The sequence below is a fragment of the Streptosporangium sp. NPDC006013 genome (genome assembly GCF_040614275.1).
Taxonomy (GTDB): domain Bacteria; phylum Actinomycetota; class Actinomycetes; order Streptosporangiales; family Streptosporangiaceae; genus Streptosporangium.
The window spans coordinates 1-23,838 of the sequence record NZ_JBEXUE010000011.1 but is presented as its reverse complement, the minus strand read 5'-3'; the positions used below and the strand labels follow the sequence as shown (position 1 = coordinate 23,838).

At 70.0% G+C, this 23,838-nt stretch carries 19 protein-coding genes; 11 read left to right on the top strand and 8 right to left on the bottom strand.

The genetic code is table 11. From position 1 onward, the window contains the following. Positions 1 to 70: 70 nt before the first annotated feature. The 3 genes from groL to ABZ260_RS03330 all read left to right on the top strand — a co-directional run bounded on the left by groL (position 71) and on the right by ABZ260_RS03330 (position 2,891). Entirely contained in the window at positions 71 to 1,693 is a 1,623-nt protein-coding gene (groL, locus tag ABZ260_RS03340) for a chaperonin GroEL (protein WP_355612362.1), read from the top strand. A gap of 273 nt (positions 1,694 to 1,966) precedes the next feature. Continuing rightward, positions 1,967 to 2,605 (top strand): sigma-70 family RNA polymerase sigma factor, encoded by a 639-nt coding sequence (locus ABZ260_RS03335; RefSeq protein WP_030912801.1) that lies wholly within the window; start codon positions 1,967 to 1,969, stop codon positions 2,603 to 2,605. Between the two features lie 142 nt (positions 2,606 to 2,747). Beyond that, positions 2,748 to 2,891 (top strand): hypothetical protein, encoded by a 144-nt coding sequence (locus ABZ260_RS03330; RefSeq protein ID WP_350953821.1) that lies wholly within the window; start codon positions 2,748 to 2,750, stop codon positions 2,889 to 2,891. A gap of 55 nt (positions 2,892 to 2,946) precedes the next feature. On the opposite strand, the gene ABZ260_RS03325 is transcribed toward ABZ260_RS03330, so the two are convergent. Further along, a complete protein-coding gene (locus ABZ260_RS03325; protein ID WP_030912798.1) occupies positions 2,947 to 3,324 on the bottom strand; it encodes a DUF5319 family protein in 378 nt (125 codons plus the stop codon). Between the two features lie 293 nt (positions 3,325 to 3,617). Here ABZ260_RS03325 and guaB point away from each other — a divergent pair, with 293 nt between their 5' ends. Together guaB and ABZ260_RS03315 are read left to right on the top strand one after the other, a co-directional pair. Further along, positions 3,618 to 5,099: an IMP dehydrogenase gene (gene guaB, locus ABZ260_RS03320; RefSeq protein WP_355612358.1), complete on the top strand. Its 1,482-nt coding sequence runs from the start codon at positions 3,618 to 3,620 to the stop codon at positions 5,097 to 5,099. A gap of 72 nt (positions 5,100 to 5,171) precedes the next feature. Beyond that, the gene (locus ABZ260_RS03315; RefSeq protein ID WP_355612356.1) at positions 5,172 to 6,290 is read left to right on the top strand and encodes a GuaB3 family IMP dehydrogenase-related protein; all 1,119 of its coding nucleotides are present in this window, start codon (positions 5,172 to 5,174) and stop codon (positions 6,288 to 6,290) included. A gap of 162 nt (positions 6,291 to 6,452) precedes the next feature. On the opposite strand, the gene nagA is transcribed toward ABZ260_RS03315, so the two are convergent. Next, positions 6,453 to 7,589: an N-acetylglucosamine-6-phosphate deacetylase gene (nagA, locus tag ABZ260_RS03310; RefSeq protein ID WP_355612355.1), complete on the bottom strand. Its 1,137-nt coding sequence runs from the start codon at positions 7,587 to 7,589 to the stop codon at positions 6,453 to 6,455. 302 nt (positions 7,590 to 7,891) lie between these two features. Here nagA and abc-f point away from each other — a divergent pair, with 302 nt between their 5' ends. After that, positions 7,892 to 9,526 carry a ribosomal protection-like ABC-F family protein gene (abc-f, locus tag ABZ260_RS03305; RefSeq protein WP_355612353.1) on the top strand — a complete coding sequence of 545 codons (1,635 nt, stop codon included), beginning with the start codon at positions 7,892 to 7,894 and terminating at the stop codon, positions 9,524 to 9,526. 217 nt (positions 9,527 to 9,743) lie between these two features. Here the strand turns inward: abc-f and ABZ260_RS03300 are convergent, their stop codons facing one another. Then, entirely contained in the window at positions 9,744 to 11,351 is a 1,608-nt protein-coding gene (locus tag ABZ260_RS03300) for a hypothetical protein (protein ID WP_355612350.1), read from the bottom strand. A 428-nt stretch (positions 11,352 to 11,779) separates the two neighbouring features. Here ABZ260_RS03300 and ABZ260_RS03295 point away from each other — a divergent pair, with 428 nt between their 5' ends. From ABZ260_RS03295 to ABZ260_RS03280, 4 genes are all read left to right on the top strand, one after another. After that, positions 11,780 to 13,309, top strand: a complete 1,530-nt coding sequence (locus tag ABZ260_RS03295) for a DUF2079 domain-containing protein (protein WP_355612347.1) — start codon at positions 11,780 to 11,782, stop codon at positions 13,307 to 13,309. A gap of 137 nt (positions 13,310 to 13,446) precedes the next feature. Next, positions 13,447 to 14,973, top strand: a complete 1,527-nt coding sequence (locus ABZ260_RS03290) for an MFS transporter (protein WP_355612344.1) — start codon at positions 13,447 to 13,449, stop codon at positions 14,971 to 14,973. 276 nt (positions 14,974 to 15,249) lie between these two features. Beyond that, positions 15,250 to 16,215 (top strand): DMT family transporter, encoded by a 966-nt coding sequence (locus ABZ260_RS03285; protein WP_355612429.1) that lies wholly within the window; start codon positions 15,250 to 15,252, stop codon positions 16,213 to 16,215. Between the two features lie 235 nt (positions 16,216 to 16,450). Further along, positions 16,451 to 17,788, top strand: coding sequence for an SWIM zinc finger family protein (locus tag ABZ260_RS03280; protein ID WP_355612341.1), 1,338 nt, complete (start codon positions 16,451 to 16,453; stop codon positions 17,786 to 17,788). A gap of 143 nt (positions 17,789 to 17,931) precedes the next feature. Here ABZ260_RS03280 and ABZ260_RS03275 read toward each other — a convergent pair whose 3' ends face one another. The 5 genes from ABZ260_RS03275 to ABZ260_RS03255 are packed head-to-tail and all read right to left on the bottom strand — an operon-like array spanning position 17,932 to position 21,801. After that, the gene (locus tag ABZ260_RS03275) at positions 17,932 to 18,798 is read right to left on the bottom strand and encodes an ABC transporter ATP-binding protein (protein WP_355612338.1); all 867 of its coding nucleotides are present in this window, start codon (positions 18,796 to 18,798) and stop codon (positions 17,932 to 17,934) included. 1 nt (position 18,799) lies between these two features. Further along, positions 18,800 to 19,630, bottom strand: coding sequence for a hypothetical protein (locus ABZ260_RS03270; RefSeq protein ID WP_355612335.1), 831 nt, complete (start codon positions 19,628 to 19,630; stop codon positions 18,800 to 18,802). Continuing rightward, entirely contained in the window at positions 19,627 to 20,328 is a 702-nt protein-coding gene (locus ABZ260_RS03265) for a hypothetical protein (RefSeq protein WP_355612332.1), read from the bottom strand. Before ABZ260_RS03265 ends, ABZ260_RS03270 begins: the two co-directional genes overlap by 4 nt. Next, positions 20,325 to 21,227 (bottom strand): hypothetical protein, encoded by a 903-nt coding sequence (locus tag ABZ260_RS03260; RefSeq protein WP_355612329.1) that lies wholly within the window; start codon positions 21,225 to 21,227, stop codon positions 20,325 to 20,327. Before ABZ260_RS03260 ends, ABZ260_RS03265 begins: the two co-directional genes overlap by 4 nt. Beyond that, entirely contained in the window at positions 21,211 to 21,801 is a 591-nt protein-coding gene (locus ABZ260_RS03255) for an RNA polymerase sigma factor (protein ID WP_355612326.1), read from the bottom strand. Before ABZ260_RS03255 ends, ABZ260_RS03260 begins: the two co-directional genes overlap by 17 nt. 209 nt (positions 21,802 to 22,010) lie before the next feature. On the opposite strand from ABZ260_RS03255, the gene ABZ260_RS03250 reads away from it, so the two are divergent. Further along, positions 22,011 to 23,762 (top strand): glycerol-3-phosphate dehydrogenase/oxidase, encoded by a 1,752-nt coding sequence (locus tag ABZ260_RS03250; RefSeq protein ID WP_355566525.1) that lies wholly within the window; start codon positions 22,011 to 22,013, stop codon positions 23,760 to 23,762. The last annotated feature ends 76 nt before the right edge of the window (positions 23,763 to 23,838 follow it).

The window sequence follows — 23,838 nt, the reverse complement described above, 5'->3', positions numbered from 1 at the left end:
CGTATCGAGCCCCGGGTCGCGAGAGCGCCCGGGGCTTTGATGCGCCGACGTACTTATAGAGAGGACTGTCATGCCGAAGATCCTGTCGTTCGAGGAGGACGCGCGCCGAGCTCTCGAGCGCGGCGTGAACGCTCTCGCGGACGCGGTCAAGGTGACGCTGGGCCCGCGTGGCCGCAATGTCGTCATCGACAAGAAGTTCGGTGCGCCGACCATCACCAACGACGGTGTCACCATCGCCCGCGAGGTCGAGCTTGAGGCGCCGTACGAGAACCTTGGCGCGCAGCTGGCCAAGGAAGTGGCGACCAAGACCAACGACGTCGCCGGTGACGGCACCACCACCGCGACCGTTCTGGCCCAGGCCATGGTCCGCGAGGGCCTGCGCAACGTGGCCGCCGGTGCCCAGCCGCTCTCCCTCAAGCGCGGCATCGACATCGCGGCCAAGACCGTCAGCGACAGGCTGATCGAGTCGGCCCGCCCGGTCGAGGACAAGAAGGAGATCGCGAATGTGGCGACGATCTCCGCGCAGGACGCCAAGATCGGCGAGCTGATCGCCGAGGCGTTCGACAAGGTGGGCAAGGACGGTGTCATCACCGTCGAAGAGTCCAACAGCATGGGCCTGGAGCTCGAGTTCACCGAGGGTCTCCAGTTCGACAAGGGCTACCTGTCGCCCTACATGGTGACCGACCAGGAGCGCATGGAGGCGGTCCTGGAGGACCCCTACATCCTGATCACCCAGAACAAGATCTCCTCTGTCGCCGACTTCCTGCCGCTGCTCGAGAAGATCGCGCAGACGAAGAAGGCCCTGCTGGTCATCGCCGAGGACGTCGAGGGCGAGGCCCTCGCGGTTCTCGTCACGAACAAGATCCGTGGCACCTTCACCTCCGTCGCCGTCAAGGCGCCGGGCTTCGGTGACCGCCGCAAGGCCATGCTGCAGGACATCGCCATCCTCACCGGTGGCCAGGTGGTCAGCGAGGAGATCGGCCTCAAGCTGGAGCACGTCGGCCTGGAGGTGCTGGGCACCGCCCGGCGCGTCGTCATCACCAAGGACTCCACCACCGTCGTCGACGGTGCCGGCGAGGCCTCGGCGATCGCCGACCGGGTCAAGGAGATCAAGCTCGCCATCGAGCAGTCCGACTCCGACTGGGACCGTGAGAAGCTCCAGGAGCGTCTCGCCAAGCTCTCCGGCGGCGTCTGCGTGCTGAAGGTCGGCGCGGCCACCGAGGTGGAGCTGAAGGAGAAGAAGCACCGCCTGGAGGACGCCATCTCGGCGACCCGCGCGGCGATCGAGGAGGGCATCGTCTCCGGCGGTGGCTCCGCGCTCGTGCACGTCTCCAAGGTCCTCGACGACCTGGGCCTGACCGGCGACGAGGCGACCGGTGTCGCCATCGTCCGCAAGGCGCTCGTCGAGCCGGCCCGCTGGATCGCGGAGAACGCCGGCCTCGAAGGCTACGTGGTGACCTTCAAGGTCGCCGACCTGCCCATCGGCCACGGCCTCAACGCCGCCACCGGCGAGTACGGCGACCTGATCGCCCAGGGTGTCATCGACCCGGTCAAGGTCACCCGCTCGGCCGTCCAGAACGCGGCCTCCATCGCCGGCATGCTGCTGACGACCGAGGCGCTCGTGGTGGACAAGCCCGAGGAGGAGGCTCCGGCCGCCGCCGGTCAGGGCCACGGCCACGGCCACGGTCACTGATCTCACCGGTTCCGAACGGCTCGCGTCTCCCCGGAGGCGCGAGCCGTTCGCGTTTTGCGGTAAACCAAATGTGCCCGCACCGCGTCATGGCGCGTCACTCGTAAGGGCAAACGCGGTTCCTCCGAATAGTCGATGTATTTGGCAATCGAATGAAATATTTGCACATAGCGTAGTCGTCGTGGTCACCGTGTGATTACGCACCGTTATCGCCGCCTCAATGTGACCAATCCGTAGCCGTTTGCCATGACGACAGGCACTATCAGGGCGGGCATCATGCCTAACGTGACCGAGGGATGCGTCGCCGACGCCAAAAATGGGGTGAGGCTTGCGACGAGGTCCGAAGGGGGCGTCCATAGGGACGATCTCAAGGATCTGACGAGCCTCGCCGTTCAGGGGGATCGCACCGCGATCGAATCTCTGATCGCGCAACTGCGGCCGATGGTCGTCCGTTATTGCCGTGGTCGTCTGGGCCGGGTTTCCGGTCAGTATCACATCGCGGACGACGTGGCCCAGGAAGTATGTATCGCGGTGCTGTCCGCGCTGCCCCGTTACCGTGACATGGGGCGCCCGTTCGCGTCCTTCGTCTTCGGCATCGCGTCGCACAAGGTGGCCGACGCGCTGCGCAGCTCCGTGCGGTCCGCCGTGCCCACCCAGGACCTTCCTGACGGGCCCGACGAGGGGCCGGGGCCCGAGGAGACCGTGGTGCGCTACATCGAGGCCGAACACGCACGCCGGCTGCTGTCGAGGCTGCCGGACAACCAGCGCGAGCTTCTCATGCTCCGAGTGGTGTCGGGCCTTTCCGCCGAGGAGACCGGTAATGTACTCGGCATGTCACCAGGTGCGGTCCGGGTCGCCCAGCACAGGGCGCTGGCCCGGCTACGAGCGATGGCGGAGCTGGAGTCGATAGCTTGACCGCCGAGCTGTCGAGCAGGGGCCGCGAGCGAAAGCCCGAACCGCGGGACGGGGCTCGCGACGACCCGGAGCGAGAACGATCATGACAACGGTTCACCCGCGACGTCCGGCTCGAAGATACGGGCCGGACGAGGATCCGGCCGTGGCCGAGACCGACGCCCTGGTGGAGGCGCTCTCGCGCAGGACGCCCGTCTCCACGTCGGACGCCGCGGTCGCCCTGCTGGCCGCCTTGATCGACGACGTGGATCAGCGGTGTTCCTCGGCGTCGATCACGCAGTCCGGCTGATCCCGGGGGTGTTCACGGCTCACGGCGGGCGGACCGGGGAAACCGGCGACGTGGATCAGTGGTGTTCCTCGGTGTCGATCACACCGTCCACGTAGCCTCGGGCGTACTCCCAGCTCACATAGTCGGTGGGGTTGGGCTGGTAGGCGGGCTCGTGCACCTGGGGCTGGCCGTTTTCGATCATCTGGCGCAGGTTGCCGCGCAGCAACTCCCAGTCGAAGTAGTGCTGCTCCCCGCATTCGGGACAGTCGAGCACCAGGCCGAGCACGCCCTGGGGCTCCAGCAGTGAGCGGAAAACCTCCACGTCGGCGAGGTCGGTCATGGCCTCGTCGCGCTCGTCCGTGGTCAACGGCTCGGGATCGTCGGGATCGCCCAGCGCCGCCGCCGGGTCGTCGGGGTCATCCGCGAACGGGTCGCGAGGGACATCGTCGAGCACGATCCCACCTTATGGCCTGGATGTGATAAACAGACCCCGAACCGGCACGAGTATGACGGTCCGGGGCGGTACGGGCAGGCGACCGCGGTGGCCGGGAGATCCTGGAAGCGGGAACCTGAAGATCTCCGGCCCGTACCGGAAACCCGGCTGCCTACCAGTATGCGACTCCGGTGGGAGATCCGGGCCTCCGGCTTTTCCCCCGGGTCCACCAGGTTTGGCGCCAGACTCTAAACTGTGACCCGGGGGTCGGCGCCTTTCCCCTTCATGAGAGCGCCGTGGCAGGAGGGTTGCAGATGGCCAAGTTCACCGATCGGGGGCTCACGTTCGACGACGTGCTGCTGGTGCCCGCGTATTCGGACCTGCAACCCGGGGAGGCCGAGACCACCACGCGGTTGTCGCGGGGCATCACCCTGCGGATCCCGCTGATCTCCGCGGCGATGGACACGGTGACCGAGGCCCGCATGGCGGTGGCGATGGCGCGCCAGGGCGGCATCGGCGTGCTGCACCGCAACCTGTCGATCGAGGACCAGGCCCAGCAGGCCGACCTCGTCAAGCGCTCCGAGGCCGGGATGGTCACCAACCCGGTCACCTGCTCTCCCGACGAGACGCTCGCCGACGTCGAGCGACTCTGCGCCACCTACCGGATCTCCGGCGTGCCGGTGACCGACGCGAGCGGCGTGCTCGTCGGCATCGTCACCAACCGTGACATGCGCTTCGAGAGCGACCACAGCCGTCCGGTGCGCGAGGTCATGACCCCGATGCCGCTGGTCACCGCGCCGGTCGGGGTCTCCACCGACGACGCGTTCGACCTGCTCAGGAAGAACAAGATCGAGAAGCTCCCGCTGGTCGACGCCGGGGGGCGGCTGCGCGGGCTCATCACCGTCAAGGACTTCACCAAGAGCGAGAAGTACCCGTTCTCGACCAAGGACGCCAACGGCCGGCTCGTCGTGGGGGCGGCCGTCGGCGTCGGCGGTGACGCGGAGAAGCGGGCGAGCGCGCTGATCGAGGCCGGGGTCGACGTGATCGTGGTGGACGTCGCGCACGGCCACTCCAAGGGCCTCGCCGACATGATCGCCAAGATCAAGGCCAACAGCAAGGTCGATGTGATCGGCGGCAACATCGCCACCCGTGCGGGCGCCCAGATGCTGGTCGACGCGGGGGTCGACGCGGTCAAGGTCGGTGTCGGGCCCGGCTCCATCTGCACCACCCGGGTGGTCGCCGGCGTCGGTGCCCCGCAGGTGACGGCCATCCACGAGGCGTCCCTCGCCGCGGGCCCGGCCGGGGTTCCGGTGATCGGCGACGGCGGCCTGCAGTATTCGGGTGACATCGTCAAGGCCATCGCGGCCGGGGCCGACTCGGTCATGCTCGGATCGCTCCTGGCGGGCTGCGAGGAGTCCCCGGGTGAATTGATCTTCATCAACGGCAAGCAGTTCAAGTCGTACCGGGGGATGGGCTCGCTCGGCGCGGTCCGCAACCGTGAGCGCGGCGGCGCCTCGTTCAGCAAGGACCGCTACGCCCAGGCCGATGTCGGCACCGAGGACAAGTTCATCCCCGAGGGCATCGAGGGACAGGTCCCCTACCGCGGCCCGGTCGCCGCGGTGGCCCACCAGCTCGTCGGCGGCCTGCGCCAGGGCATGTGGTACTCCGGATGCCGCACGATCCCCGAGATGCACGTACGGTGCGAGCTGATGCCGATCACGTCGGCGGGCCTCAAGGAGAGCCACCCGCACGACATCCAGATGACGGTCGAGGCCCCCAACTACCACGGTCGCTAGAGCGGCGCGTACCGCGCACGCGTGAAAACGTGGCGTGCGCCATGCACGCCACGGAACGGAAAAGACAGACATATGACTCAGGTGGAGATCGGCCGCGGCAAGAACGGCCGTCGTGCCTACGCACTCGACGATATCGGCATCGTTCCGTCCCGTCGTACCCGCGACCCGGAGGAGGTCTCGATCGCCTGGCAGATCGACGCCTACCGCTTCGAGCTGCCCGTCGTGGTGAGCCCGATGGACAGCGTGGTCTCGCCGAAGACCGCCATCGAGGTCGGCCGGCTCGGCGGTCTCGCCGTGCTCGACCTCGAAGGGCTGTGGACCCGGTACGAGGACCCGATGCCGCTGCTGCAGGAGGTGGCCGAGCTCAAGGGAGAGCCCGCCACCAGGCGGCTGCAGGAGATCTACAACGCGCCGATCAAGGAAGAGCTGATCGGCCGCCGCATCGAGGAGATCCGCGCGGCCGGGGTGGCCACGGCGGTCCGGCTCTCCCCGCAGCGCACGGTCCAGTACCACAAGGCGGTCATCGACGCGGGCGTGGACATCTTCGTGATCCGCGGTACCACGGTCTCCGCCGAGCACGTCTCCGGCAGGGCCGAGCCGCTCAACCTCAAGCAGTTCATCTACGAGCTCGACGTCCCCGTGGTCGTCGGGGGGTGCGCCACCTACACCGCGGCGCTGCACCTGATGCGGACCGGTGCGGCCGGGGTGCTCGTCGGCTTCGGCGGCGGCGCCTCGCACACCACCCGCACGGTGCTGGGCGTGGCGGTGCCGATGGCCACCGCGATCTCCGACGTGGCCGCCGCCCGCCGCGACTACATGGACGAGTCCGGCGGCCGTTACGTCCACGTCGTCGCCGACGGCGGCATGGGCACCTCCGGCGACATCGCCAAGGCGATCGCGGTGGGCGCGGACGCGGTCATGGTCGGCTCGCCGCTGGCGAGGGCCGTCGAGGCCCCCGGCCAGGGCTTCCACTGGGGGTCGGAGGCGCAGCACCCCGAGCTGCCCAGGGGCAAGCGGGTCGAGTTCGGCACGATCGGCACGCTGGAGCAGATCCTGCACGGCCCCTCCTCGGTGGCCGACGGTTCGATGAACCTGATGGGCGCGCTCAGGCGCACGATGGCCACCGCCGGATACTCCGACCTCAAGGAGTTCCAGCGGGTCGAGGTGGTCGTCGCCCCGCAGGCCGACTGAGATCTCGCGCGAACGCCCGGCCCGGTGGCCGGGCGTTCGTCGTTCCTCAGCCGTCACCGTTCGCCGAGCCTCGGCTGCGGGACCACACCCGGCCTGCCGGGCAGATCCGGCCCACGCGGCGAGTCCGGCCCGCTGGCCGGATGGACCCGGGCGGTGGGGGATTCAGCGGGGCTCGACGATCCAGGTGCCCCTGCGCATCACGCCGGAGACCTCCAGCTCCTCGGTGAGCACCACCAGGTCGGCCTGCTTGCCGACCGAGACGGACCCCAGGCGGTCGGCGAGGCCGAGCACCCTGGCGGGGGTCAGGGAGGCGATCTCGGACGCCTCGGCCAGCGACAGGCCCACCTCGCGCACGGCCCGCCGGAACGCGACGTCCATGGTCAGGGTGCTGCCGGCGATGGTGCCGCCCTCGGCCAGCCGGGCCACCCCGTCCACCACGTTCACCTTCATCGGGCCGAGCCCGTAGACGCCGTCGCCCATCCCGGCCGCCGCCATCGCGTCGGTGATCAGCGCGGTCCTGCCGGGACCGGCGACCTCGAAGGCCAGGCGGGTCATGGCCGGGTGCAGGTGCACGCCGTCGTTGATCAGCTCGACCGTGACGCGCTCGTCCTGGAGCAGCGCGGCGATCGGCCCCGGGTCGCGGTGGTGCAGCGGCGGCATCGCGTTGTAGAGATGGGTCGCGACGCTGCCGCCCGCCGCTATCCCGGCGATCGTCTGGGTGTAGGTGGCGTCGCTGTGGCCGAGGGCGGCGATCACGCCGCTCGCCGTCGCCTCCCGTACGGTGTCCAGCGCGCCCGGCAGTTCGGCGGCGATGGTGACCATCCGCACATGGCCGCGCCCGGCCTTGATCAGTCCGGCGAGCTCCTGGGGTGAGGGGTCGCGGAGCAGCGCCGGGTTGTGCGCGCCGCACCGGGCCGCGGAGATGTAGGGGCCCTCGAAATGGATCCCGGCCAGCAGGCCGTCCTCGCACAGGTCGGCGAGGGCGGCGGCGGCCCCGGCCAGGTCGTCAAGGGAGGCGGTGACCAGGCTGGCCATCAGCGTGGTGGTGCCGTGCCGGGCGTGCAGCTCGATGGCCCGGCTCGCCTGCTCCGGGTCGCCGGTGGGAAAGGAACCGCCCGCCCCGCCGTGGTTGTGGATGTCCACGAAACCCGGCACGACATACCGGCCGCCCAGCCCGACTCCTGGCCCCGGCGCGGAGCCCTGGCCCACATGCGTGATGCGGCCGTCCTCAATGGTGAGCCAGCCCCCGTGGACACCTTCGGGGGTCACGATGCGTGCGTCAGCGAGTGTGATGCTCATGGTCCCCATCCTCTCGGGTCCCCGGCAGCAGCCGCCCCCGACGCGACCGTGGGGTGCCGCCGGTTCGCCGGGCCCCTGACTTATCGACGATGAGAGAAAGGCTCTCCGCTGATAAGGTAGCTGGTCAGTAATAGCGGAACGGAGCATGACATGGCAGGCGAAGAAGACATCTCCGGGTGATACCGGATCCCATCGCCATCGGTGACGCGCCCATCGCGGGGCCGCCGATCGGTGATGTCTTCGTGTCCTGACCATTTCGCCGGGCGGTCCTCACCGTGCCGGCCGAACGCGGAAGCGATTCGATGTCCGACGCCCTGATCGTGGTTTCCAACCTGTCCTTTTCCTGGCCCGACGACACCCCGGTGTTCGAGGACCTCTCGTTCACCGTCCCCGCCGGACACACCGGCCTGGTGGCGCCCAACGGCGCCGGCAAGAGCACGCTGCTCAGGCTGATCGCCGGTGAACTTCGCCCGACCGCGGGCTCGGTCACGGTACGGGGGGTGCCGGGCTACCTGCCCCAGACGCTGCCCCTGGTCGGCGACCTGACCGTGGCCGAGGTCCTGGGGATCGCCCCGGTGATCAGCGCGCTGGACGCCATCGAGTCCGGGGACACGAGCGAGGAGCACTTCACCACCGTCGGCGACGACTGGGACATCGAGGAGCGCACCCGCGCCCAGCTGGACCGGCTCGGCCTCGGGGACGTCTCCCTCACCCGGCGCCTGCACACCCTCAGCGGTGGCCAGGTCGTCTCCCTCGGCCTGGCGGCACAGCTGCTGAAGCGGCCCGACGTGCTGCTGCTCGACGAGCCGACCAACAACCTCGACCTCGACGCGCGCAGAAGGCTCTACGACGTGCTCGCCGACTGGAACGGCTGCCTGCTGCTGGTCAGCCACGACCGGGCACTGCTCGACCGGATGGACCGCATCGCCGAGCTCGACCAGGGTGAGATCCGCTCCTACGGCGGGAACTTCACCTTCTACGAGGAGGCCGTGCGCGCCGCACGGGAGGTCGCCGAGAAGAACGTCCGCAATGCCGAGCAGGAGGTCAAACGGGAGAAGCGGGAGATGCAGCAGGCCCGCGAGCGGGCCGCGCGCCGGGCCGGAAACGCCGCCCGCACCCTCAAGGACGCCGGTCTGCCGAAGATCGTCTCCGGCAGGATGAAGCGGAACGCCCAGGAGTCGGCGGGGAAGGCGGACGAGACGCACGCCGCGCGGGTCAGCGGGGCCAGGGCCCGGCTCGACGAGGCGGGCCGCGCCCTGCGCGACGAGCAGAGGATCTCGCTGGAGCTGCCCGGGACCAACGTCCCGGCCGGCCGTATGGTCTTCCTCGGCGAGCGGATGCAGGTCCGCCACGGTGAGCGGGCCCTCTTCGCCGGGCAGGGGGTCGACCTGACGATCCGGGGACCCGAGCGGATCGCGTTGACCGGCCCCAACGGCGCCGGCAAGTCCACCCTGCTGCGGGTGATCAACGGTGAGCTGGAGTCGGAGGGCGGCGGGACCAAGCGGGCCGACGGCCGGGTCGCCTACCTGTCCCAGCGGCTGGACCTGCTGGACCTGGACCGCACCGTGGCGGAGAACCTGGCCGCGTTCGCGCCGGGGCTGCCGGAGGCGGAGCGGATGAATCTGCTCGCCCGCTTCCTGTTCCGGGGCTCCCGCGTTCACCTTCCGGTCGGGGTGCTCTCCGGTGGCGAGCGGCTGCGCGCCACCCTGGCCTGCGTCCTGTGCGCCGAACCGGCGCCCCGGCTGCTGCTGCTGGACGAGCCGACCAACAACCTCGACCTGGTCAGCGTCGCCCAGCTGGAAGGTGCCCTGCGCTCCTACGAGGGCGCCTTCGTGGTGGTCAGCCACGACGAGCGGTTCCTCGCCGAGATCGGCGTGAACCGCTGGCTACGGCTGTCCGAGGGCCGCCTCCTCGAAACGAGCGCCCCTGACGCGTGAGGTGACCTTGACTGCCTGGTCGCCGCCGGTCGGTTATCCGGTGCCTGGCAGGCAGGTCGCGGAGATCGACGACGAATCGGGCAACGGAGTCCTTCGGGGTGGGGTGGGCCGCTAGGGCGCCGGTGACTCGGGGCGCCCGAGGAGCTCGCGGTCGTGTGCGTGGGCGAGCTCCTCGGGAAGGTCGTCCTCATGCTCCGTGCCGGGCGCTCGGTCACGGCTACCGGGAGGATCCTCCGTTCGGCCAGCGGACGCGGGTGTGGGCCAGGCCGTTGTCCTGGCGGGCCCGCTCGCGGCGGTCGCCGGTGACGCAGACCTGGTCGCCGATGAAGGCCTCGCGCCAGACGTAGCCGGACACGCAGGTGCGCGGGCCGTAGGGGCCGTCGGTCCACCTGCTCGCCGCGGCGGCGTTGTCCTCCAGGACCTGCAGGCGGGTTTCCATGGTCACGCAGACGTAGTCGCTCGCGTCGGCCTGGCGCCAGACGTAGTCGTCGGTGCAGGCGTTCGGTCCCCATACGTTGCGGGCGGGGTTGGTCCGGGAGGGGGCGGCCTGGTTGTCGGCGGTGATCTGCTGTTCGGTCTCGGGGGTGATGCACACCTTGTCGGTGGGGGTGATCAGCCGCCAGCGCCGGGTGGACAGGCAGCCTCCCGTTTCGTAGTCCACCCACCTGGGCGCGTCCTCGTTGTCGACCCGCGCCTGCTCGCGGGCGGCGGGCGTCACGCACACCTTGTCACCGGCCACGGCCCCGCGGTGGTCGTAGCCCTCCAGGCACTTGGTGGTGGCGTCGGTGCTGACGGTGACGGTCGCGGAGTCCGAGCCGACCGAGTCGACGGTCACGGTCACGCCGTAGGCGTCGATCGCCTGCATCGGCTCTTTGTCGCTCAACTTCTTGGCCAGCATTGGCCTGCCGGCGTAGTAACTGTGGATGAGCACGGTGTCGCCGGGGATGCCGGCACTCTGCCCGGTCTTCTTGCGGAACTCCACCGTGTAATACTGCGACGGGTCCGAGTCGTGGGGAACGCGGACCAGCAGCGTTCCCGGCAGGTCGGGCCGCTCCAGGGGGGCGAGCTTGACGGTCCGGGTGGTCACCCCGTCCTTGGCCAGGGTGACGACCCGGTCGCCGGGCAGCCAGCCGAGTTCGTCCAGGTGCGGGCCGCTGAGCCCGACCGTGCCGCGGCCGAACCGCGCCGAGGGGGCGGCGTGGACATTCGGGTTGCTCAGCGCGTCCCACTGGTCGTCGTACTGGCCCGGAGCGGTCCAGACGGGTGACGACGGGCTACGCCAGAGCGTCGATCTGGGATAGGACAGACCTGACCGGTTCAGTACGTGTGCGGTGACCGTGGCGAGGTCCCACAGCGGCGGGTCCAGCACGACCGGCGCGGTGGTCTCGTCCAGCGGGACCTTGGCGTCGAGTCCGACGGAGGCGTTGACCATCACGGCCAGGCGGTGGCCGACAGGCACGCCGTATCCGCCGACGCCCGCCGCGTTCGTGCAGCTCTTGACCCTCGCCTCGGGGCTCTGTGCCTTCCACTGTTCGGCGGTGACCGACATCGGGAACCAGCCCTTGACGACCGAGCCGGCCATCGAGGCCCGGCCGCGTGACTGCTCGGCGACGAAGTCGGCGAGCCCGCCCTTGCCCAGGCCCTCGGTGGTGAACAGGTCCTCGAAGTGCTGCGGATTCTTGGGCTCTTCGAAATGGTCGGCGAACTTGCACAGCAGCACCGACCAGGGGGTCTGCCCCTGAACGGGCGCGGCGAGCGCGGGTTGGGCCGGAAGCCAGGTCAGGGCCACCGCCGAGGCCAGAACGGCCAGGGATGCTCTTTTCAAGCGCACTGGTTCTCCTCTGCGGGGCAGCAGACGACCCGAGAGTCCAGATCGGTCTTGCGGGCCCCGTTGATCTTGCTGGGACGGACGAGTGCCCGCTGTTGAGCCCAGGGGTGCGGCTGGGACTAACCGGAAGATTAGGCAACGCCTTCATCCCGCGTCGTCCGCCGTGGGACTGATCGACGCTCCGCCGCGCAGTTGACTCCCGCCTCCCGCGAATCGACCGGACGGTGTTCCAGTACGGGGTGGGAGTGTGCCGCCGTACCCGGGGCCTCGGACCCCGGGGCACCCCCTGGCGCCCATCGCCGGCGAACCGGGAGAGCAACGGGGCGGACGGGGTTTTTGTGAAAGTAAAATGTGGCAGTTTCCAGCTAATGTCCGTGATGCTAGTTTTGATCGCTTTGGTACCCGGCGCGCTGGAGACGAGACAGGTGGGCTTGCAGCCAGACACGGCCGAGCGGGCGAGCCTCCGGTCGGCGATTCCCATGGCGATCCCCGCGGCGCTCCGGCTGGCGGCACGGAGGCGGCACGTGATCGCCCTGACCGCCATGGTCGTCTCGGCCACCGGGGTCTACTGCCTGCTGGGGCTGGTCAGGTACGACCTGTTCCGGGCGACCAGCATGGACCTGACGCTGTTCGACCAGGCGGTGCGGGGTTTCGCCTCCTTCGGTGCCCCGACCAGCCCGGTACGCGGCGTCAACCTCGGTCTGGGCATGGACTTCGTGCAGCTGGGCGAGCACTTCTCACCGATCCTGGCGGTGCTGGCCCCGCTGTACTGGCTGCACGACGGCCCCGAGACGCTGATCGTGGCCCAGGCGGTGCTGTTCGCGCTGGCCATACCGCCGCTGTGGCTGTTCACCCGGCGGACGCTCGGCATCGGCCCCGCCTACCTGGTCGCCGTCGCCTACGCGCTGTCCTGGCCGATCGCGAGGGCGGTGAACTTCGACTTCCACGAGGCCGCGTTCGCCCCGCTGCTCACCGCCCTCATGATCGAACGCTTCAGCGCCGGCAGGCACGGCCACACCGCGCTGGCGGCGGCGGCACTGCTACTGGTCAAGGAGGACATGGGGCTGATGCTCGTCGGGTTCGGCGGGTACGTACTGCTCCAGATGCGACGCCGGCACGGGACCTTGCACGGGGTCGTGTACGGGGTCATGTACATGGGGGTCGGTCTGGCGTACACCGGTCTCGTCCTCGCCGTTCTCATCCCGTCCGTGGGCGGCGACTCCACCATGTACTGGGCGTACGGCCACCTCGGTGGCGACATGTCCGCGGTGGTCGTGCACGTCCTCAGCGACCCGCTGGGCGTCCTCGGCAGCGTCTTCAGCCCGCAGGTCAAGCTCGACACGCTGGCCTTCCTGCTGTGGCCGACCCTGCTGGCCTGCCTGTTCTCCCCGTTGACGCTGTTCGCCCTCCCCCAGTTGCTGGAGCGCATGCTCTCCGACCGCGCGCAGTGGTGGGTGACCGACTTCCATCACAGCGCCATCACGGTGGCCGTCCTGTTCTGCGCGGGGGTCGACGGAGCCGCCCGGGTGATCCGCTGGGCACGACGTCGCGAACCCGGCCTGAGCGAGCGCGGCGCGTCGCTGCTCTGGGCGGCCGCGGTCTGTGCCGTCGCGCTCACCCTCGTCCCGCGATTCCCCTTCGACCAGCTCATCAGGCCCTCCTTCTACGAGAAACAGCCCGATGTGGTCGCGGCCGAGCAGGCGGTCGCGGCCGTACCCTCCGGCGTGGTCGTCGCGGCCGTCAACCACGTGGGCCCCCGCCTGTCCGCCCGCACCACCGTCCTGCTGTGGGAGGACAGACCCCCTACCGCCCCCTGGATCGTCGCCGACACCGCCCGCGCCGCCTACCCCTGGGCCTCACTCGACCGCCAGCGCCAGCACGTCGACGAACTGAGGAGCCAGGGCTACCGGGTCGTCTACGACCGCGAGGGCTACGTGGTCCTGCACCGCGCCTGATCTTCTGACTGAAGATCAGGCACAGGCGGAAGACCGGTTGATCGAACTCGGCGTGAACAGCGTGTCCCGGCCGTATCCCCACGGCGTCAGCCCCAAGTCCACTTTGGGGCATAAAGGCAGTGGGGGAGATGAGGTCCATGTCTGTGGATCCGGGGGGTAAGCGGCACACCGAGGGCGGCGGCCTGGTGCGTGCCGTGGTCGACTGGGCCGTGCGGCGGATGGCGGCCGTGGTGGGAGGCCCTGCGCGGTTCCGGATCATTGTTCTGCTCGGCTGCGTTCTCGCGCTTGTCGCCGCCGACCAGGCGACCGTCGGGGCGGTGGGGGTGGAGGTCAAGCGGAGCCTGGGCATCACGAACACCGAACTCGGGTCCCTGTCCGCCGTGTCGTCGGGGGCCGGTGCCCTGGCCGTCTTGCCCGTCGGTGTGCTGACCGACCGGGCGCGGCGGGTGCGGATCCTGGCCGTGAGCCTCGCCGTGTGGAGCCTGGCCATGCTGGTCAGCGGCCTGGCCGATTCGTTCCTGTGGCTGCTGCTCTCCCGGCTGGCGCTCGGAGCCGTGACGGCCGCGGCCGGGCCGACGATCGCCTCGCTCGTCGGCGATTTCTTCCCGGCCGCCGAACGGGGCCGGATCTACGGCTTCATCCTGAGCGGTGAGATGCTCGGCGCCGGATTCGGGTTGTTGATAGGCGGTAACCTCGCGTATTTCCTGTCGTGGCGTTCCGCCTTCTGGTTCCTCGGACTGCTCGGGATCGTCCTCATGTTCGTCATCGTTCGAAAGCTGCCCGAGCCCGAACGCGGCGGCCAGAGCCGACTGCTCGCCGGAGCGACCAGCCTGACCTCGGGACCGGGTGACAGTGGCGAGGACGGCAGCGGGAGAGCGCGAGATCGGGACGACGCGGCGCGTTCCGCGGTGCGAGATCGCGGGATCGAACCCGATCCGGCGCTGGTGCTCCACCGTGACCCGGTACGGATGTCGATGTGGCAGGCGGTGCGGTATGTGCTGCGGATCCGGACGAATGTCGTCTTGATCATCGCCTCGGCGGTTGGATATTTCTTTTTCGCCGGTCTGCGGATCTTCGGTGTCGTCTTCGTCCACCAGCAGTACGGCCTCAGCCAGGCCGCGGTAACGGGTCTGATCCCGCTCGTCGGGTTCGGCGCCCTGCTGGGGGTGCTCTGTGGCGGGCGGATCGCCGACTGGTTCGCCCGCCGCGGGCGTGTCAGCGCCCGCATGGTGGTCCCCGCGGTCGCGTACCTGACCGGCGCGGCCTTCTGCTTCCCGGGCCTGCTCACCACGTCGGTGGCGATCGCACTGCCGTTCCTCTTCGTCTCGGCGGGCTCGTTGTCGGCGGCCAATCCCCCGCTGGACGCCGCCCGCCTCGACGTCGTCCACTTCCGGCTCTGGGGACGTGCGGAGAGCATCCGCACGTTCCTTCGCACGGGCGCGGAGACCGCCGCCCCGGTGACCTTCGGCTTCCTGGCCGACGTGCTCGACCAGGGCGGGACGAAGAGCGCGCAGGGCTTGCAGTACACCTTCCTGATCATGCTGGTGCCGTTGATCGCGAACGCGATCATCCTCCTGTACGGCCGGCGTGCATATCCCCGCGACGTCGCCACCGCGACCGCCTCCGAACGAATGACGGACACAGGTCGTGGCAGGACCCGCTGATCCGAAAATCGGATCCGGCCCAGAGCGTGTTCAAGAGATGATCGCGGGTCTCGGTGAGCCCGTTCGAGGGGCGAGGTCCGGATCATTGAGCGGGGCGCGCCACATTGACGCGCTCCCCGGCCCGAAGGTGTCGCGGCCGGGGGCGTAGCCGGCTCCGGCGACCGGAGCTCCAGCCCGAGTGAAAGTCCGGCAGGCCGGATAGGGGGCCGGAGTTCGGGGAAAGGCTTGTTCGAGGGCCCGCTCAGCGCCAGCCTGCCGGGCCGGAGCACTCACGTAGTGGGCACTGGTGGTCAGGGTGTGGGGAACGCCTTCACCGCCTGGTGCCCCTTCTGCCGGACCGGACATCGAAACAGGTCACCGCTTGTGGTCATCGCGATCTCGCTGGGTGCGGCGTGCCTTCTCGGCCTGGGCTTCGTCGCACAGCAGCATGCGGCGTACCGCCAGCCCCTGGAGGACATGCTGCACCTGCGCCTGCTGCTGGACCTCATCCGCACGCCGTTGTGGCTGGCCGGGGTCGGGCTGATGCTCTGCGGCCAGATCCTCGGCGCCCTCGCGCTGCGGGAGGCGGACGTGGCGAAGGTGGTGCCGCTACTGTCGATGAACCTGCTGTTCGCGCTGACCGCGGCCCATGTCATCTACCAGGAGCCGTTCGGCCGCATGCTGCAGCTGGGCGCGGTGCTGGTGGGCGGGGGAGTGGCGCTGTTCCTGTACGGCGGTCGGCCCCATGGCGGGACTCTGCCTGAACCGGGTTCCATGCGGTGGCTGGCGGTGCTTTCGGTGATCGTGGTGGCGGGTGGGCTGGTCCTGCTCGGTCTGCGGCGTTCCCTGCATATCAAGGCGATGTTGCTGGCGGCGGCCGCCGGGGTGCTGTACGGGCTGCAGGACGTGCTGACGCGCAGCTCCCTGCTCACGCTGGGCAACGGGCTGAACCCGGTCGGTACCTGGCAGCTGTACCTTCTGCCCTGCGTCGCCGTGGTGGGGCTGCTGCTCAACCAGAGCGCGTTCGACGCCGCCCCGCTCCGGATCTCGTTGCCGGCCACCACGGCCGCCGAGCCGATCACCGGGATCGTGCTGGGCGTGGCGATCTTCTCCGAGCGTCTGCGGGTCACTCCGGAGGCGCTCGCGGCGGTGGTGGCCGGCTTGATCGCGTTGGTGACCGGCATCGTCATCCTCGGCCGGTCCTCGTTTCTGGCCAAGCCGACGCGGAATGCTCCCCGGCGCCCGGACGGGGAGCGGCAGTGATCTCCGCGGTCCCGGTGTCGCCCGCGGCGACCAGCGATGCTCTGGCCTCGGTGCTGCGGCGCCGCACGGCACGATCGGCGCCCCAGCACAAGGCGTTTCGCGTGGCGCTCCTGATGGTGAACAGCCTGCTCAGGGGTCTTGCCGGGGTCGGTGATCCGGTGACGCTTTGGGATCATGATGGGATCTGTGCCGGTAGCGGCATTTTTTGTCGGAGACGGTGTCTAGTGTCCCGCCCATGACAAGTGCGACGCAGGCGTACAGTTACGCCGCGCCTTCCAGCTTGGTAGACGGGCGTCTGGGGTTGTCGACGTCCGGTGGCAGAGCCCTCAGCGGCCACGCTCTCGCGCCCAGGTTCTTCAGCGGGGTGGTGACGCAGGCGGCGCCCGCGGCCGCGGCCCTGCTGGGCATAGCCGACGTGGCCCTCACCCGCTACCACCAGCCGCGTCCGGGGTGGACCCGCGACCCGGTCGTGACGTGCGGCGGTGACCGGCTCCGGTTCGAGTCGTTCTCCGCCTGCGGCGGGGTCTACGCCCGGCTCGACGTACTCGACGGTGCCCTGGACGGCGAGGTGTTCGACAGGGGGACGACCAACGTCGACGTCAACGGGCCGCTCCGTGAGGCGCTGGCCAGGGTGGGCGCGCGCGACCCGCTCCACCTCGGTGTCGGCGCCGACGAGCTGACGGTGACGACGCTCGACGGCGCGGTGGTGGAGAAGAAGGTGCCGCTGCCCGAGCGGTGGCTGCGGGGCTTCGCCGAGGTGCAGGTGATCGCGGCGGGTATGGACCTGAGGGCCGAGCTGGCGGGTATGAGCGCGGTGCGGTTCCTGCGCTCCCTGCCCAAGCGGGCGACGGCCGATCTCTGGGTCGTTCCCGCGGGCCGTGACCTGCGGGTCGGTGACCGGCCCGGTGCGGGAGCGGTGTGCCTGTCCGGCGTGGGACGCCTGGCGACGCTGCTGCCCCTGCTCCGCTTCGCCAAGAGCCTCAGGGTGTACGGCCCGGCCGAGACCGGCGACGCCGCGTCGAGCGCATGGGAGCTCGAACTGCCGGGGATGCGCTACACGCTCGCGCTGTCGCCGCAGCGCTGGCGCGGCTTCTCCGGAGAGGGCGCGGTGCTGGCCGATCTCGCGACCGACGAGGCCGAGGCCGACGCCGATCTGGTGGGCATGCTGCTCAACTTCGAGCCCGAGGTGGAGATCGGCCTGCTGGCCGACCGCGCCGGTCTGTCCACCACGCGGGTCCGCGCCGCGCTCACCCAGCTCGGTACGGCCGGTCGGGTCGGCTACGACCTGGCCGAGGCCGCGCACTTCCACCGTGAACTGCCCTATGACAGGGAGCACGTGCAGCACCTCAACCCCCGGCTGACCGCCGCGAGGGCGCTGGTCGAGGCAGGTGCCGTACAGATCGACGGTGACTCGGCGCGGGTGCGGACCGAGGGCGGCGTGCGCGAGGTCGGCCTGGCCGAGGGGTCGTGCACCTGCCCGTGGTGGTGGGACCACCGCGGCTCGCGCGGGCCGTGCAAACACGTGCTGGCCGCCAGGATCGTCGCCCGCACCGCCGTCGAGGTGGCCCTGTGACCGCCTGACAGGAGGTGCGTGACCTGGTCACCGAGCGCCAGATCAGCGCCTGCGCGACCAGCTCCGCTGACCGCGGTCCGGCCGTTCACACCCGCGAACGGCCGGACCGGCCGCGCTTGTCCGCCTACTGGGGGAACAGGGCGTCAGCGGCCGGTTTCCATCAGGGCCAGGTAGCCGTCCTCCAGGGTCGGTTCGGCCGGGCGGGCGTAGGGGTCGGGGGAGGTGGCGGCGATGAGCCGGTAGCGCATTCCGGTGCCCTCGGGGACGGCGGCCACGACCCTGCCGTGCGAGGGGGCGGGGCCGGGGGTGGTCAGGGTCCACACCCGGTGGTCGGCCTGGGAGACCAGTTCGCCGACGTCCCCGGTGAAGGCCAGGCGTCCCTTGGTGAGCACCGCGAGAAGACGGCAGGTCTGGGCCACGTCCTCGACGATGTGCGTGCTGAGCAGGACCGTGCGGTCGCCGGCGAGCTGGGAGAGCAGGGTGCGGAACCGGATCCGCTCCTCGGGGTCCAGGCCGGTGGTCGGCTCGTCCACGATGAGCAGTCGGGGGTCGGCGAGCAGCGCCTGGGCGATGCCGACCCGGCGCAGCATGCCGCCGGAGTAGCCCTTGAGCTTGCGGTCGGCGTCCTGGGTGAGGGAGACCACCTCCAGCAGTTCGCCGATCCGGCGTCGCCGGGTGGAGCGGGAGTCGATCCCCTTGAGCAGGGCGATGTAGTCCAGGAACTGCCGCGCGGTCAGGTCGGGGTAGACGCCGAGGTCCTGGGGGAGATAGCCGAGGGTACGTTGCACGGCTAGGCGTCCATCGGCGGTGGCGATGTCGTGCCCGCCGATGCGAACCGTCCCCGAGGTGGGCTTGAGCAGCCCGGCCAGGATGCGCATGAGCGTGGTCTTGCCCGCCCCGTTGGAGCCGAGCAGGCCGTATATGCCGGTCGGCACGTCGAGGTCGAGCCCGTCGAGGGCGTGCACGCCGCCCCGGTAGGTCTTGGTCAGGCGGGAGATCTCGATGCGCATGTCAGGACTCCGTCCGGATGGCGTGGAGACGGGCGAGGGAGAGGACGAAGATCGCGAGCACGATCATCACGCCGATCCACAGCAGGGCGACGGGCTCGGTGGCCGCGGGCCGCAGGAAGTTCAGCGAGGCTCCGGGCCAGGGACCGTAGACCAGGTACTCGGGGGGCACGATGATGCCCGGCGGCTGCTCCGGCATGGGGTAACCGAGGAGACCGTAGGCCACATACTTGCTGTTGGGCGAGAGGATGGTGTGGGACAGGGTGGGCATCATGCTGGGAGGGATGAGGTTTCCCCAGAACCAGTAGACGACGAACAGCACCTGGAACAGCATCGGCGGCATCAGCAGGGGACCGGCCAGGGCGAGTGCCCCCACGAAGAGCAGCCCGGGGACGATGGCCCCCACGAACATCGCCACCGCCCAGCCCAGCGCGGAGGGCTCGCCCTCGGTGATCGCGTAGGCCACGGCCCGGCCGAAGTAGGCGAGCGCGATCGGCGAGGCGGTGGCCGCGCAGGTGCCGAGATACTTGCCGGCCAGCCGGGCGGTGTGACCGGTCGGAGTCGTGTCCAGGACTCCGATGACGCCGAGTCGCCGATCACGGACGAGCCGGTCGGCGAGCAGGCATCCGTAGACGATGGTCAGCAGCGTCATGTGGATGGTGGCCGACGCGATCATGGCCGTGTTCGGGACGGTTCCCTCACCGCCGCCCAGGTTCAGCGTCGCGTATGTCTTCGGTTCGATGGCGACGAGCGCTGCGAAGGTCAGCCCGTAGACGATCCACAGGACGGGGCGGCGGATCTGCATGCGGAACTCGTAGCGGAAGGTCGCGATCATGCGGTCTCACCCCCGAGAATCCGCTCGGCGTCGCCGAGCAGCGGCCAGGCCACGGCGGCGAGCAGCGAAGCGGTCGCCAGCAGGGTCAGCCGGTTGGGCAGCCAGTCGCCGGGCACCGTCCCGTGCGTGGTGGCGAACAGGTGGAGCAGCCGGAGCATCTGGTTCTCCTGGAAGAGGTATGCGAGCATCTGTTCGAACAGCCAGACGAACGAGATGAGGGCGGTGGCGGCAGCGGCGCTGCGGAGTGTGGCCGCGGCGAGCAGGCCCAGGGCCGTCAGCCAGAGCATGGGGGACAGCCAGGAGAGCTGCCCGGCCAGGCCGTGGGACGCGGCGGGCAGCAGGTCCCACCAGCCGGTGACGATCAGCAGCGCCGAGGCGATCAGGGCGGAGAGGGCCGTCCAGCCGACCATTACGGCCAGGCGGCGCAGCAGGGTCGAGCGATATCCCCTGGGCAGGGTGAGCTGTAGCTCCACCGCGAGGTCCCGGCCGATCAGTGAGGCGGCGGCGATGCCGGGCAGCAGCGGGATCCCCGTTTCCAGGATCGTCATCAGGAACAGCGCCGTGTTCCCCTCCTGGGAGCCGAGCCGCGTGCCGAAGGCGATGAGAAGCACGATGAGCAGGACGAGGACCGGTGGAGCCAGCAGGGCCGCAGGGCCGGCCCTTCTTATCTCGTGCGACCAGAGGTCGAGTGATCTCATGACCGGTGAGTTGCGCGGGCACGCCGGATCGGTTCACCCGTACCCGTGACGATCACGGCGGCGAGCGTCAGGGCGAGGGCGAGGGTGACCGTGGCCGGGTTGGTCGTCCAGAAGTGCCGCACGCTGTCGGGAACGGGCACGTCGGTGGCGGTCAGCGCATAAAGGGTCCACACCGACAGCCCGCCGCCTATCGCGGCGGAGGGGTTCCAGCATACGGACAGCAGCAGAGTGAACGCGGTGAGCGCCGCCATGGGCCCCAGCCACGCCATGATCAGTGACGCCAGCCCGGCGGGGGCGGCGTTCAGCGGTGCCAGCACCGCCGAGGCGAGCAATGCCAGAAGCAGGTCGTAGCCGAACACCAGCGTCACCCGGGCCAGCATGATGACGCGTGGTGACGTCGGTGTGACGGCGACCAGTTCGAAGGCGTCGTCATGCTCGGGGCCGCACGATCCGGCGACACCGGCCATGGCGATCAGCGGGGCGGCGAGGGCGAGCACGAAATCCGCGTGCCCCTTCCCAGCCAGGACGTAGCCCACGCTGACCACCATGATCAGTACGGAGGCCAGCCAGATCGCCGGATTCAGTAGCCGGGCCTCCATCGCCAGCAGGGCCCACGCCCTGTGCAGCCCCCGTACGGCTGCTGCCACGTGTGGTGACGAGGTCCTCCGCGATGGCGGTGGCCGCCGTGAGGACTCCGGCGCGGCCGGAGTCTCCAGGCCGCCGAGGGCGGCCCTCATCAGGGCGGTGCGCACGATCTCGGGGCCGGGCGGAGGCGGAATGCCGTCGCGGATCTCCCGCAACTCGGGCCGGTCGTGGATTTCCGCGAGCCCGGATCGGTCGTGGATCTCCGGAGCCTCGGGCCGCTTGTGGGGTTCTGGTGGCTCAGGATGGTTGTTCATCGACGCACCCCCTCAGGGTCGCTCGGGCGTGGTGCAGGCGGCTTTTCACCGTGCCGACCGGGATTTCCAGCACTTCGGCGATCTCCCGGTGGCTCAGGTCGTCGAGGAAGGCGAGTACCACCACCTCGCGCTGGGCCAGCGGCAGCCGGGCCAGCACCGCCTGCACCCGGTCACCGCCCACGGCCAGTTCCTCGGGGCCGGGCAGGGGGTCGACGCCGTCGGGCGGTTCGGCCGCGAGGGGAGGCGGGACGCCGCGGAGCCGGTTGTGCGCCTGCCTGCGCGCCACCCCGAACAGCCAGGTGCTGACGCTGGAGCGGCTCTGGTAGGTGCCCGCCGAGCGCCACACGGCCAGTAGCGTGTCCTGGAGGATCTCCTCGGCCGTGCCCCGATCCCCGGAGAGCCGGTAGATGAAGGCGAACAGCGGCCTGGCGTACCGCTCGTACAGCTCGGTCAGCGCGCCCGCGTCGCCATCGGCCACCCTGGCCAGCACGCGCGCGTCGGCCTCCCGGGTACGGGCGATGTGGCTCGCGGCGCCGAACCAGCGCAGCGTCATCCTCTCGGCTCCCCCATCCATGACAGGTGTGTAGCGCCGGCCCTGTCCCGGGGTTCACTTGATTCGCGGTGAAATGTAGCTGAGCTCGATCTTCGGGAACCGTTCTCCCGCCGGCCACGGGGATGTGGTGTGAAACTCGTCCGTTGCTTCCTACTGGTCAGTAATGGTGCCTAGGGTAGATGGGTAGATATATCGCGTAAGGCGACAAGTCGCACCCCAGGGGGTTGCAAATGACGGCGCGAATGGGCACCGCACGGCTCGGTCCTGCCGAGCGGTCCGCCGCACTGGCGCAGCTGAGCGCCGAGGAACTCGACGTGGTGGTGATCGGAGGCGGAGTCGTCGGAGCGGGGGTCGCGCTGGACGCGGCGACCCGGGGGTTGTCGGTCGGGCTGCTGGAGGCGCGCGACTTCGCCTCGGGCACCTCGTCCAGATCCTCCAAGCTGATCCACGGGGGGTTGCGCTACCTGGAACAGCTCAACTTCGAGCTGGTCAGGGAGGCGCTCCAGGAGCGGGCCCTGCTGCTGCAACGGATCGCCCCGCACCTGGTGCGGCCGGTGCCCTTCCTGTTCCCGCTCAAGCACACGGGCTGGGAGCGGCCCTATGTCGGTGCGGGCCTGGTGCTGTACGACACGATGGGCTTCTCCGCCGGCCTCACCCGGGGCGTGCCCGGCCATCGGCACCTGTCGCGTACCAGGGCGTTGCGGCTCGCGCCCGCGCTGCGGAAGTCGGCGTTCTCCGGCGCGGTGCAGTACTGGGACGCCCAGGTCGACGACGCCCGCTACGTCATGACCATGCTGCGGACCGCGTCCACGTACGGGGCCAACGTCGCCTCGCGGGCGCAGGTGGTGGGCTTCCTCCGCGAGGGGGAGCGGGTCACCGGCGTCCGGGTGCGCGATCTGGAGAGCGGTCGTGAGCTGGACGTGCGGGCCCGCCAGGTGGTCAACGCCACCGGCGTGTGGACCGACGACATCCAGGAACTGGTCGGCGGGCGCGGGCAGATCCACGTGCGCGCCTCCAAGGGCATCCACCTGGTGGTGCCGCGCGACCGGATCCACTCGCTCACCGGGATCATCCTGCGCACCGAGAAGTCGGTGCTGTTCGTCATCCCCTGGGGTCGTCACTGGATCATCGGCACCACCGACACCGCCTGGGAGCTGGACCGGGCGCACCCGGCGGCGTCGCGGTCGGACATCGACTACATCCTCGACCACGTGAACGAGGTGCTCTCGGTCCCGCTCACCCACGAGGACGTCGAGGGCGTCTACGCGGGGCTGCGCCCGCTGCTGTCGGGGGAGTCCGAGGAGACCTCCAAGCTCTCCCGCGAGCACGTGGTGGCCCACCCGGTCCCGGGGCTGGTGATGGTGGCCGGAGGGAAATACACGACATATCGCGTTATGGCGAAGGATGCGGTGGACGCGGTGGCGCACGGTCTGGACCAGCGGGTCCCGCCCTCCTGCACCGACCGCGTCCCGCTGGCCGGGGCCGAGGGCTACCAGGCGCTGTGGAACTCCAGGCAGCGGCTGGCCCACTCCTCCGGGCTGCACGTGGCCAGGATCGAGCACCTGCTCCAGCGGTACGGCTCGATGATCGACGAGGTGCTGGAGCTGATCGAGCGGGACCCGTCGCTGGCCAAACCGCTGACCGGAGCGGACGACTACCTCCGGGCGGAGGTGGTCTACGCGGCCACCCACGAGGGGGCCAGGCATGTGAACGACGTGCTGACCCGGCGCACGCACATCTCGATCGAGACCTTCCACCGTGGCGTGGCCGTGGTCGAGGAGGCCGCCCAGCTGCTCGCCGGGCCGCTGGGCTGGGACGACGAGCAGATCAAGCGCGAGGTGGGCTACTACACCAAGCGCGTCGAGTCGGAGCGCCTCTCCCAGGAGCAGGACACCGACCAGGAGGCCGACGCCATCCGCCTGGGCGCCCCGGAGATCGTCCCGGTGGCCGGACCGGACGTCCAGCCGGTCCACCCGATCTAGGTCCTGTCCTGCGGATCTTGCCGTGGCGAGGATCGGTCAGGTGGTGTCTCGCAAGGCGGAGGAGGGAGCCGCAGCG

What these genes read in the sequence shown, in the direction of transcription:
- ABZ260_RS03250 (WP_355566525.1), top strand. Translation starts at nt 22,011, where the DNA reads ATGACGGCGCGAATGGGCACCGCACGGCTCGGTCCTGCCGAGCGGTCC.
- ABZ260_RS03275 (WP_355612338.1), bottom strand. Translation starts at nt 18,798, where the DNA reads ATGCGCATCGAGATCTCCCGCCTGACCAAGACCTACCGGGGCGGCGTG.
- abc-f (WP_355612353.1), top strand. Translation starts at nt 7,892, where the DNA reads ATGTCCGACGCCCTGATCGTGGTTTCCAACCTGTCCTTTTCCTGGCCC.
- ABZ260_RS03280 (WP_355612341.1), top strand. Translation starts at nt 16,451, where the DNA reads ATGACAAGTGCGACGCAGGCGTACAGTTACGCCGCGCCTTCCAGCTTG.
- ABZ260_RS03255 (WP_355612326.1), bottom strand. Translation starts at nt 21,801, where the DNA reads ATGGATGGGGGAGCCGAGAGGATGACGCTGCGCTGGTTCGGCGCCGCG.
- groL (WP_355612362.1), top strand. Translation starts at nt 71, where the DNA reads ATGCCGAAGATCCTGTCGTTCGAGGAGGACGCGCGCCGAGCTCTCGAG.
- guaB (WP_355612358.1), top strand. Translation starts at nt 3,618, where the DNA reads ATGGCCAAGTTCACCGATCGGGGGCTCACGTTCGACGACGTGCTGCTG.
- ABZ260_RS03265 (WP_355612332.1), bottom strand. Translation starts at nt 20,328, where the DNA reads ATGAGATCACTCGACCTCTGGTCGCACGAGATAAGAAGGGCCGGCCCT.
- ABZ260_RS03335 (WP_030912801.1), top strand. Translation starts at nt 1,967, where the DNA reads ATGCCTAACGTGACCGAGGGATGCGTCGCCGACGCCAAAAATGGGGTG.
- ABZ260_RS03260 (WP_355612329.1), bottom strand. Translation starts at nt 21,227, where the DNA reads ATGAACAACCATCCTGAGCCACCAGAACCCCACAAGCGGCCCGAGGCT.
- ABZ260_RS03315 (WP_355612356.1), top strand. Translation starts at nt 5,172, where the DNA reads ATGACTCAGGTGGAGATCGGCCGCGGCAAGAACGGCCGTCGTGCCTAC.
- ABZ260_RS03270 (WP_355612335.1), bottom strand. Translation starts at nt 19,630, where the DNA reads ATGATCGCGACCTTCCGCTACGAGTTCCGCATGCAGATCCGCCGCCCC.
- ABZ260_RS03290 (WP_355612344.1), top strand. Translation starts at nt 13,447, where the DNA reads ATGTCTGTGGATCCGGGGGGTAAGCGGCACACCGAGGGCGGCGGCCTG.
- nagA (WP_355612355.1), bottom strand. Translation starts at nt 7,589, where the DNA reads ATGAGCATCACACTCGCTGACGCACGCATCGTGACCCCCGAAGGTGTC.